This window comes from Neisseria sp. GT4A_CT1 (assembly GCF_000227275.1).
Lineage (GTDB): Bacteria > Pseudomonadota > Gammaproteobacteria > Burkholderiales > Neisseriaceae > Neisseria.
Genome location: NZ_JH164966.1, coordinates 37,452 through 48,513, shown reverse-complemented (window position 1 = coordinate 48,513; position 11,062 = coordinate 37,452). Strand labels below are relative to the sequence as shown.

At 56.6% G+C, this 11,062-nt stretch carries 10 protein-coding genes; all 10 read right to left on the bottom strand.

The features are described from left to right. On the bottom strand, nt 1-114 hold a 114-nt coding region (locus HMPREF1028_RS15795; RefSeq protein ID WP_009311704.1), incomplete at its 3' end, for an NGO_0222 family membrane protein. Nucleotides 115-270: 156 nt separating this feature from the next. Beyond that, on the bottom strand, nt 271-1,161 hold the full coding sequence (locus HMPREF1028_RS04965) for an NAD(+) kinase (protein WP_009311703.1): 891 nt from the start codon (nt 1,159-1,161) through the stop codon (nt 271-273). A 21-nt stretch (nt 1,162-1,182) separates the two neighbouring features. Further along, a complete protein-coding gene (locus HMPREF1028_RS04960; protein ID WP_009311702.1) occupies nt 1,183-1,755 on the bottom strand; it encodes an SCP2 sterol-binding domain-containing protein in 573 nt (190 codons plus the stop codon). A gap of 110 nt (nt 1,756-1,865) precedes the next feature. Beyond that, nucleotides 1,866-2,675, bottom strand: coding sequence for an SDR family oxidoreductase (locus HMPREF1028_RS04955; protein ID WP_009311701.1), 810 nt, complete (start codon nt 2,673-2,675; stop codon nt 1,866-1,868). Between the two features lie 202 nt (nt 2,676-2,877). After that, nucleotides 2,878-3,528 (bottom strand): TetR/AcrR family transcriptional regulator, encoded by a 651-nt coding sequence (locus HMPREF1028_RS04950; protein WP_003751497.1) that lies wholly within the window; start codon nt 3,526-3,528, stop codon nt 2,878-2,880. A gap of 11 nt (nt 3,529-3,539) precedes the next feature. Continuing rightward, nucleotides 3,540-4,580: a UDP-N-acetylmuramate dehydrogenase gene (gene murB / locus HMPREF1028_RS04945; protein ID WP_009311700.1), complete on the bottom strand. Its 1,041-nt coding sequence runs from the start codon at nt 4,578-4,580 to the stop codon at nt 3,540-3,542. A 76-nt stretch (nt 4,581-4,656) separates the two neighbouring features. Further along, the gene (gene norM, locus HMPREF1028_RS04940; protein WP_009311699.1) at nt 4,657-6,036 is read right to left on the bottom strand and encodes a multidrug efflux MATE transporter NorM; all 1,380 of its coding nucleotides are present in this window, start codon (nt 6,034-6,036) and stop codon (nt 4,657-4,659) included. A gap of 312 nt (nt 6,037-6,348) precedes the next feature. Beyond that, nucleotides 6,349-7,980 carry an FAD-dependent 5-carboxymethylaminomethyl-2-thiouridine(34) oxidoreductase MnmC gene (gene mnmC, locus HMPREF1028_RS04935; RefSeq protein ID WP_009311698.1) on the bottom strand — a complete coding sequence of 544 codons (1,632 nt, stop codon included), beginning with the start codon at nt 7,978-7,980 and terminating at the stop codon, nt 6,349-6,351. Nucleotides 7,981-8,034: 54 nt separating this feature from the next. Continuing rightward, nucleotides 8,035-10,044, bottom strand: a complete 2,010-nt coding sequence (locus HMPREF1028_RS04930) for a site-specific recombinase (RefSeq protein WP_009311697.1) — start codon at nt 10,042-10,044, stop codon at nt 8,035-8,037. Nucleotides 10,045-10,200: 156 nt separating this feature from the next. Beyond that, nucleotides 10,201-10,992, bottom strand: a complete 792-nt coding sequence (gene nadE, locus HMPREF1028_RS04925) for an NAD(+) synthase (protein WP_009311696.1) — start codon at nt 10,990-10,992, stop codon at nt 10,201-10,203. Between the last annotated feature and the right edge of the window lie 70 nt (nt 10,993-11,062).

Here is an 11,062-nt window from a genome sequence, read left to right as displayed (position 1 = left end):
GACGGCGAACTGTTTGCTTTGGATGGAAAGCAGGTAGCCGCCGAGCATGATGAGTGCGATGAAAATCAGGGTGAACAGGGCGGTCAGCAGGAGGTAGGTTTTTTGTCGGTTCATGATTGGGGACGTTTTTGATAAAGGGCGGACGTGGGGTTTAGGTTGTCCGTTTGTTGTTAGATAGGGATGGCGTTGGTTTGGGAATGGGGGAAGGGTTTGTGGGTTGATGAGGTCGTCTGAAAACTTGGCAATCGGGTTTCAGACGACCTTTGGTGTTTATACGAGCTGTTCGCCCCAGTGTAATTTTTGGCGCAGGGTTCGGAAGTATTGGTAGTCGGTGGGGTGGAGGATGCGCAGGGGGTTGTGGTAGCGGCGGATGATGATGCGGTCGAGGTTTTGTACGTCGATGAAGGATTGTCCGTCGAAATGGACGCGGGCGTCGCCGCTTTGGGTAACGAGGATTTCGATTTCGGAGGTGTCGGGGATGGCGATGGGGCGGTTGGTCATGGATTGGGGGCAGATGGGCACGAGGGTGAAGGCGTGCAAGCCTGCCTGCATGATGGGGCCGCCGGCAGCAAGGGAGTAGGCGGTGGAGCCGGTGGGGGTGGAGACGATGAGGCCGTCGGAGCGTTGGGTATAGACGAATTCTTGGTTGATGAAGACTTCGAACTCTATCATTTGTCCGGCACCGCCGCGCGAGAGGACGGCGTCGTTGAGGGCGAGGGCGCGGTGAAAGGTTTGTCCGTCGCGGACGAGGGCGGCTTCGATGAGGATGCGCTCTTCGGGCCGGTATTTGCCTTCGAGGACGGGCAGCAGCTCTTCGGTCATGTTTTCGCGGGGGATTTGGGTGAGGAAGCCTAAATGCCCTTGGTTGATGCCGATAACGGGTACGGCGCGGGGGGCGATTTCGCGGGCGACGGAGAGGAATGTGCCGTCGCCGCCGAGGACGATGACGAGGTCGCAGTGTTTGCCCAAGTCGGATTTGCTGACGATGTGGCAGCCGACTGTATCTTGAACATAGATGCAGCGTTCTTCTATTCCGATTTCGTCCAGATAGACGGTGAGGCCGTGTCCCTGCAGGAAGTGGATGAGGGTGTGGGCGGTGTTTTGGATTTCGGGGGTATTGGGGCGGGTTACGATACCGATGTTGTGAAACGGGCTGTTCATAGGCATGGGGTCGTCTGAAAATTAGTCTATCCAGATGTCGCGTTCGAGCCGGTCGAGGCGTTCGTTGAGGCGGGCGACGTCGTCGCGCAGTTTGTCCACTTCTTCCATCCAGACGGACAGGGTGGCGGCGTCGATAACGGGGGATTCGGGTTCGCGGGAAAAATCGCTGATTTGCTCGGCTATGCTTTGTCCGATTTTTTTGACGGTTTGCCCGATGTTTGCGGCGCGTTCGCTGATGCTGCCTGCGAGTGAGTCGCCGAAGATGCGGGCGAGGTCGTCTGAAGCGTAGTAGCGCAGGCTGCCGAGTATGGGCAGGACGGTCATGCCGAGCATGAGGTCGCCTTCGAGGCTGATGTCGCCGACGCCGGGTTCTTGTCCGGTCAGGATTTTGCGGATGGCGCTTTGGTGGAAGGTGATGAGGGTGTCGGCGGGTTGGTCGGCGGTTTCGAGGAAGCCGTCGTGATTGATGTGTCCGGTCAGTCCGAATCCGGCGAGGTTGAGGCTCAGGGTTTTGCCTGACAGGCGGGACAGGTCTTGTTGATGTTCCGGATTTTGCTGTATCAGGTGGTTGATAACGGGAAATAGGGCGGACATAGGGTGTTCTCGATACTTTCGGGCTTGGGGTTGTTAAGTAAGACTGTGTTTTTTGGTTTTGGTTTTGCCGCTGCCGAAAGGTCGTCTGAAACGGTTGCGGAGCGCCAATTTTACAGGCTTAATCCGTCGGCGGAAACGGTATTTACAATTTTGCCGCCGCCGGTGCCGTCGGGCGCGAAATCGGGCGGCGGGAGACCGAGTTTGGCAGCTTCTACGGTGTAGAAATCGCGGCGGGTCGGGTGGCGCGGTTCGACGATGTTGCGGATGCGTCTGCCGTTTGGATGGAAGGTCGTCTGAAACAGTGTTTCGACGGCGATGTCGCGGTGGACGATATTGACGGGCCGGTTGCCGCCCGGGATGTTTTGCTTTTGAACAAGGCGGCTGACGGGATGGCGTTCGGCGCAATAAAGCCCCCCCAGCCGCAGGATATCGATATTCGGCACGCCACTGTCGAGCAGGTATTGTTCGGCAGCAAGGATTTGGCGGGCGGACTCGGTTTGCGGATCGGGTGCGGAAGTTTCGTCGCATTCGCGCGCTTTATCGCCGTAAACACTGGTGCTGCTCGTGAAAATCAGGTGTTGCACGTTACACGTCCGGGCAAGTTCTGCCCATTGTTTGACGGTATCGGCGTAATGCGTCAGCGAGGATGGCGGCAATAGGCAGAACCAAACGGGTTTGTCGGCGTGGTGCCGCCAAAAGCTTGTATCGCGGGCAAGGTTCGCGCTTTGAAATACGCTGTCTTGATTGAAGTCGAGGGTGTCGAGGTGTATGGGCAGATTAATATCATCCGAAGTCAGGCTGCGCTTGACTGCGGCGACGCGGCTGCCGTTTTCGTAAAGTTTCTGCGCCAAAGGGCGGCCGAGATAGCCTAGGCCTAAGATAGATGCGTCGGGGGAGGCGGAAGGAGGGGTATGTATCATGTTTATAGATGAATGCCGTCTGGAAATATAGTGGATTAACTTTAAACCAGTACGGCGTTGCCTCGCCTTAGCTCAAAGAGAACGATTCTCTAAGGTGCTGAAGCACCAAGTGAATCGGTTCCGTACTATCCGTACTGTCTGCGGCTTCGTTGCCTTGTCCTGATTTAAAGTTAATCCACTATAGGCTCAGACGGCATGAAGATTATGACTGCGCACCGCCTATTTTCCGGTCGTATTCCTCGCGGTGTTCCGGCAAGAGGTAGGGACGCAGGAGGCTTAAGGTACGGCGGATGCCGCGTGCTTTGGAGTCTTCGGTCAGCTTAGTACGCCCGCGTAAGGAGCTGTCGAAGTCGAACCAGTATTTCGTGACCATCCACATATTGACGGCAAGGTCGTTCATGGCGGTTTGGTCGGCTTGGATGATGTTCAGACCGTTGAGCTGGGTGAGCAGGTTGACCAAGAGCGGGGAGACTTTGGCTTGGGTGAAGGTATTGTGTTCGCCCAATAGTTCGGCACTGCGCGCAAGCAGGGTGTTCACGTCGCTAAAGAGGAAGCGGTATTCCCACATCACGTCGTAAATGCCCGCCATATAATTGATGGAGTCTTCCACATCGGACGGCAACACAGCTTCATTCAGGTATGCCAGCAGGGCTTCGCTGTAACGTTTGAACAGTTGGACGATGATTTCGTCTTTGTTGCGGAAGTGGTAATAAAGATTGCCCGGACTGATGCCCAAATGCGCCGCGATATGGTTGGTACTGATGTTGCGCTCACCTTCCTCGTTGAAGAGCGTCAGGCTGGCGTCGATGATGCGGGTGTAAGTATTGGTTTTTGCAATGCGGGTCACGGGCATACTCCTTGGATTTACAGGCTGAACGAAGCGGGCAGCCAATTGGGTTCGGCGTGTAATTCTACCTGAAATCGAGTAAATACTGTATCGCAGACATGTTGCGCCAATTTCAGGACGTCGTCTGAAGAAGCATTGTTTTTATTCACTAAAACCAAAGCCTGCCTGTCGTGTACCGCTGCGCCGCCGATTTGGAAGCCTTTCAGACGGCATTGGTCGATCAGCCAGCCGGCGGCAAGTTTGACCGAACCGTCGGGCTGCGGATAGCGCGGCATATCGGGATGCTGCTGCAACAGGAAAGCGGCTTTTTCTGCACTGACGACGGGATTTTTAAAGAAACTACCGACATTACCAAGTACGTTAGGATTAGGTAGTTTACTGTTGCGGATTGAACACACTGCATCGGAAACGTCTTTCGCCGTCGGCGCCCTGCCAGCGCTCAGTTCGGCAACAGCGGCTGCCAAATCGCCGTAACCCAAATTCGGCTCGAAACGCTCTTTCAGGGCGAATACGACCGAAACAATCACATAACGCCCTTTGCCTTCCTGCTTGAACAGGCTTTCGCGGTAGGCGAAGCGGCAATCGGCATTGGCAAGCTCGACAAAGGTTTCCGTATCCAAATCGAAGCAGCGTACGCTGTGAATCACGTCTTTCGCTTCCACGCCGTATGCACCGATGTTCTGCACGGGCGACGCGCCGACCGTACCCGGAATCAGGCTCAGGTTTTCCAAACCGTTCAAGCCCAGCGCGACGGTGTGCAGGACAAAATCGTGCCAAATTTCGCCTGCCTGCGCTTCGATGTAAACGAGGTCGTCTGAACGCGCAATCTCGCGTATGCCTTTGTTTTCCATATGTACGATCAGTCCGGCGTAATCCTGCATCAAGAGGATGTTGCTGCCGCCGCCGAGCCATAAAACGGTATCGCGGTCGAACTCGGGCAGTCGGACGATGTTGCGCAACTCGTCGGCGTGTTCGAGCGCGATAAAGGCTTGGGCTTGGGCGCGAAGGCCGAAGGTGTTGTAGGGGGTGAGGTCGGTTTGGTATTGGATGGGTTGCATGGGTTTAAACTTTAAAATAGGTATTGTCAGTGGCGGGCTTCAGCCCATTGTTTCGATATTTTAATCGGCGGAGTTTTCAGACGACCTTATGCGATCTGACCATCTCCCTGCTGCACAATTCCAAGCACCACACCAAGGCGATGGCTGCGATGGTGAGTGAGGCGATCAATGCCGTCCAGAAGCCGTAAATGCCCATATCGAAACGGTAGGCGAGCAGGTAGCCCGGCAGCAGGCCGCAGCCCCAGAAGGCGGCGGCGTGGATGAACATCGGCACCTTTGTGACTTTGTAGCCGCGCAGGGCGTAGGACGCGATGCATTGGGTGAAGTCTGCCGGTTGGAACAAACCGGCGAACAGCAGGACGGTGGCGGCGATGCTTAAAACCGCCGGATCCTTGTTGTACATGCTTGCCAGCGGGGAACGGAATAATACCAAGGAAAGCACGGTAATCACGGCGAGCGCCCAGCCCGACACCAGCGATACGCCCGAAATATAACGCGCCCGCGAAAATTCGCGCCGCCCCAGAGAAAAACCGATGCGCACCGTCCCTGCCGAGCCGACGCTTTGCGGAATCATATAGAGAATCCCCGACAAACTGATGCCGACCTGCTGCGCCGCCACATAAGCCTCGCCGAAAGGCGCAATCAAAAATACGATAAACGAAAACGCGCTGGCTTCCAAAAAATAAGACAGCCCGATGGGCGCGCCGATTTTCCAAATCTGTTTGAACACCGCCCAATCCGGTTTGCCGAATTTTGCCGTCAGTCCGAATGGGCGGAAGAATTTTTCCTTAGCGATATAAATCCACAACGCCAGCGCGCTGAACCAGAACACCGCCATCGTTGCCAACCCGCAGCCCGCGCCGCCCAAAGCGGGCATACCGAATTTGCCGTAAACAAAAATATAATTCAGCGGCACGTTCAACACAAACGCCGCGAAGCTGACCAACATAATCAGGCGCGGGCGGTTCAGGCTGGAAGCGTAGGCGTGTAAGGCGCGGTGCACCATTGCCGCCGGCATCGCCAGACTGGTGAACAACATATACTGCGCCATCGTGCCTTCCACATAATCGCTCAAGGTCAGCCAGTTGCGGAACGGCGTAATCGCCGTCCACATCAATACCATGCCGAAAATCCCCAAAAACAGCCCGAACCAAATCCCCTGCCGCCCCGTTTCGCCTACTTCGTCGGTTTTACCCGCGCCGTAAAGCTGGGCAATCATCGGGTTCAGCGCCGCCATAATGCCCATAAACGTAATATAAACCGTGGCAAACGCGCTGCTGCCCAACGCCACCGCCGCCAAGTCCTCCGTACTCGCATCGCCCGCCATCACGGTATCGACGAAACCGATGCCCACCTGCGCGACCTGCGCCAGCAGCATGGGCAGGGCAAGGGCGGTCAGCAGGCGGACTTCTTTCAGGAAGACGGAAAAGGAAAAGCGGTTGAGGTCGAGCAGCATAAGTGTTTGTAGGACTTTAAAAAAAGCGGAAATATAGTGGATTAACTTTAAACCAGTACGGCGTTGCCTCGCCTTAGCTCAAAGAGAACGATTCTCTAAGGTGCTGAAGCACCAAGTGAATCGGTTCCGTACTATCTGTACTGTCTGCGGCTTCGTCGCCTTGGCCTGATTTAAACTTAATCCACTATAAAAGAAACAGGTCGTCTGAAAACAGACGGCCTGTTCCGTATGGGCATGGGATGCGACATTATAGTGGAAACGGAGGTCGATTGACAGCGTGCTCAGGCAGCTTTTCAGACGACCTCCTGCGCATCAAAGCAAAGGCTGCTGCCGCACGATGGCGCGGATGACGGCGCGGTTGGGGTGCAGGGCGGTGCGCAGGCGTTGGGACAGGGGCTGGGGCAGGCTGAGGATGTCGGCGGCAATGGCGGCGGCGCAGATGGGGGCGGTGGCGAGGCCGCGCGTGCCGTGGGCGGTATTGATGTAGGCGTTCGGCAGGTAGGGGCAGGGGACGTTGTCGAGGCGGTAGTTTTTGTCCAACGCGAGTTTGGCGTAGGCGGTCTGCATGGCGGCGATGTCGCCGAGTGCGCCGACGACGGGCAGGTGGTCGGGGCTGTCGCAGCGCAGGGCGGCGTGTCCTTTCGGCTGGTCAGAGGAGTCGTCTGAAAACGAGCAAGGCGAATTTCGCTCAAACGAGTTTTGCTCAAACAATGATTGCGCCAATGGCGGGTTGAGTTGTTGCAGGGCGGCACGGTTGGCGGTTTCTTCGTGCGGGTGCCAAGCATCGTCGTTGCTGTTGAGGACGAAGGTTGCGCCGTAGCAGTGTTGCCCTTGCCAGATCGGGCTGATGTAGCTTTCGCCGGATAGGGCGCAGCGCAGGCGTTTGGAAAAACCGCTTGCCGCCGCTACGCCGGTTTGCCCGCGGATTTGGCGGAACGGCAGAGCGGAGACGTTGGCATCGGCGGCGTTCGGGCTGTGCGCGCCCATGCAGTAAATGATGTGGGTTGCGCTGAAGCTGCCGCGCGGCGTGTGTACCGTCCAGTTTGCGCCGTCGTATTCGGCGGAGGATAAGGGCGTGTCTTCGTGCAACGCAATCAGCGGATGAGCCAGCAAGGCGCGGACAACGGCGGGCGGGTTCAGCCATACGCCCTGCGGCCAGTAGAGGCCGTCTGAAAAGACGTCTATGCCTGCGATTTGCGCGGCTTCGTCGGCGGACACGCTGCGGTAAAGGTGGGTGTGATGTTGCTGCAAACCCAATGCCTGATTGCGTTTGCGTTCGGCTTCGTCGAAATTGAGGTGCAACACGCCGTCGCCGCCCCATGCGTCGGAATCGGGCAGCAGGTCTTGCAGCAGGCGGCGGGTATAGCCGTAGCCTGCCAGCAGCAGTTCGGTCTGCTCGGTGTCGTGCGGCGAGATTTTGGCGTAGAGCAGCCCTTGGCGGTTGCCGCTGCCGCCTTGCGCCGCTTTGCCCGCTTCCAAAACGGTAACGCGCACGCCGTGTTCCGCCAGTTTACGCGCGGTCGCGGCTCCGGCAATGCCCGCGCCGATAACCAGCGCGCTTTCGGGCGGGGTGATGGCTTGAGGTCGTCTGAACCAAGGTTTGACGGGCTTGGGCGCGGCTTGCGGTACGGCTTCGGTCTGCCATTTGATAGGGGCGAAATGTTCGTACAGGCTGTCGGCGCGGTGCGGCGGGACAAGCCAGATATGCACGTCGGGCAACAGGTTTTCCAGAAAGTTGACGCTGTTGAACTGAAGGCATTTCACGGCTTGGTCGAGGCGGGTTTTCAGACGACCTTCCAGTTCGCTCGGAGCATCGGACAAAGGAAAATCAGGAATGCGGTTTTCGCTCAGACAGGCGACCAGATGCAGCGGCGCAGGATGAGTTTCGATCACGCGGGCAAGTTCGGCGGGGGCGGGCGGGGTGTTCCAAGCTAGGATGGGCATGGCGGGGTCGTCTGAAAAAAGGTTGATTACTGAGGCGCTGTCTGTCGGCTTGCCTTAATGCTTTTCTCCCTGCTCTTTGGTCGGCTCTTTGGTTTGAACCGGCGTAACCGGGAAAAACAATATCAGCGGGTTGGCTTTAATCTGCTGCCAGAAACTTTTGCACAAATTGCCGACGCTGCCGATTTTCGTGCCGCGCGAACGCAGGGCAACGAAGAGGGCGAGGGTGAAGCTGACGATGAGGTTGACCAAGCCGATGGCGAGGACGCTGCAAATGCCGAGCATGAATGTACCCAAGCCGACGTTGCCGCTGACGGCTGCATAGCCGAGGTTGGCGGAGGAGAAGGCGACATGGCGGATGTCCAGCGGCAGGCCGAGGAGGTGTCCGAAGTAGCCGGTCATGCCCAAGAGCATACCGAAAATGAAGTTGCCGACCAGCGAGCCGTAGTGTTTGTGGATGTAGGCGGCGAGTACGCGGCGGGGTTTGGGGCGCATGATTTTGCGCAACAAGGGGTTGAAGGGCAGTCGTTGGCGCAGGTTGAGGTAGTCGGCACGGTTGTCGAAGAAGCCTGCGATGATGCCGGAACAGAACAGCCACAAGCCCGCAATAGCGGCATACCATAGGGTCGGATGATTGATGATGTCTATGGATTTGAACTGGTAGGCGGTGGTGTGTGCATCGAGTATGGGCTGTTGGTACAGATGGGCATAGCCGAACGATATGGCGCACGCCAAAAGGATGGCGATGGAAACGTTGCCGAAGACGGCGACGCTTTGGGAGCGGCATACGTCGATAAGGAGCTTGGCGAGTTTGTTGTCCACTGCTTTGCCGCCTTCGTTGAGATCGACTTGTTCGGCGAAGCTGGCGGCGGTCATGGCAGGCTGTTTGGTGGCGACGGTACAGTGCAGCATATGGATGATCATGAAGCCTATGCCGTAGTTGAGCCCTGCCAACAAGGAGGTAACGAAGGGGCTGAAACCGAGTGAGCCGATATGGATTTTATACAGCGCCATCAGGGCGATAATGACGCCGCCGCCTGCCGCGGAGTAGAACATTTTGAAATATTCTTTGCGGTTGCGGGTGATGTAATGCTCGCCGTGGTGGCTTTTGTTTTCGGTAATGCTGCGGGCGAGCATACGGATGCTGCTGCGGCGCAGGTGGCGGGTGCTGTATTGCTCGACCGCGGCGTAGATGAGGGAATTCATCAGGGTAATGGTGAGACGGTTGCGGTTGCCGGCATCGGTTTGGATGTCGGTAAGCAATTTCAGACGACCTATGGTCTGCTGGAGCCGTTCGAGCAGGTGGGCGACTTTGACGGACGAGCCTGATCCTGCGCCCGTTCCTTTGCGGCGCAGATAGTCGATTTGCTTGCTGCACTGGTCGAACATGACTTCAAGGTGGGCGGTGTCGTAAGGGCTGGTGTCGTTGCGGTAGTGTTCGACCAGTTTGGCGGTTTCGCGCTGGAGGGCGACGAAGGGCGAATCGGCTTCGAGCAGGCGCGGGGCGATGCGGATGAGGTCAGGTTCGAGGGCTTCGGAGGCAATCCAAATGGCGAGCATTTCAATGGCGCGCAGACGTGCGTCAACCAACTGGCGGCAGGCGTTTTGCAGCAAGGTGGGATCGACGCTGGTGCGGATCAGGTCGTACAGGCTCAACCATTGGCGGATGCTGAGGGTTTGCAGCCATCTGTCGTCGTTTTCCGAATGGAAGAGATAGAGAAACACTTCGCGCAGGTTGGCGAAGTCTTTATAGGACGGGCTGAAACGTTCGTATATGCGTATGCCCATCTCGCGGGTAAAACTGTGGCGCGAGAAGATGCCGAGTTTGATCAGCGCGGGATAGATGTGGACTTGCGAGAGCCAGTGGTAAAAGCGACCGCTGAAGTTTTTTGCGAGTGCTTCGTCTTGTTTGAGCGTGGCGATAATCAGGTCGAAGCGTTCTGCCGCCTGTTTTTTGCCGCCGCGCCGCAGAAATTTGATTAAGGCGTTTAGGATAAGGACGAAATCGGTGTCGGTCAGGCTTTTGGAAAGTAAGGGATGTAGATTTTGGTGAGTAATTTTTTCCATTGCGGTATTTTTACACAAAACGGCGGGTTTGATAAGTTCAGGTAATTTATGCAACCAGCTGTAAGCACATTCGATATTTTGGAGCAATGTTTGACGATTTCAACCCTCTTTGCTTTCAAAAGGTCGTCTGAAAACCGGTTTCAGACGACCTTTCGCTTATTTCAGCATCTCTTCGGGAATTTTGCAGACGGGAATCGGATTGACTTTGTGTTGCATGGCTTTGTGCAGGCGGGTGTAGATTTCCAAGACTTCGCGCTGCCTGCCTTCAAACTCTTCGGGGCGGTGCGTGCCGTAAACGCTCATCGCCCATTCCAGTTCGGGATAGCTTGCGCCCATCTGTTCTTCGTCCGTGCGCTCGGTATCCCAAAGTCCGTCGGTCGGTACGGCTTTTTGGATGGACTCGGCGATGTCCAGTTCGGCGGCAATTTGATAAATCTGAGTTTTGGTCAAATCGGCAATCGGGTTGATGTCCACGCCGCCGTCGCCGTATTTGGTGAAAAAGCCTACGCCGAAATCTTCGATTTTGTTGCCCGTGCCGGTAACCAGCAAACCGTTTAGCTGCCCATAATAATAAAGCGTCAGCATCCGCAGGCGGCTGCGGGCGTTGGCAAGCGCGAGCTGTTTGGCGGGGAACTCGGTTTCATCGACCTCGACACCGGCGGCAAAGGTATCGAAAGTCGGCGTCAAATCCACACGCATCCCGCTGACGTTGGAAAACGCCTGTTCCAACCGGCGGATGTGTTCCTGCGCGCGGCTGACTTGGTCGGCTTTTTGGCGGATGGGCATTTCAAGCAACAGAACCTTCAGCCCCGTCCGTGCCGCGATGGCGGAAACGACTGCGGAATCGATACCGCCGGAAACGCCGACGACAAACCCTTTGGCGTGTGCGGCGGCGGCATAGTTTTTCAGCCAGTCGGCAATATGGCGGATAACGGCTTGGGTCTGCATAGTCAGGCTCCTGATTTGAAAGGGGGAATCATACCCGATTTTGAAAGGCTGCGGCATATGGATCAGGCAG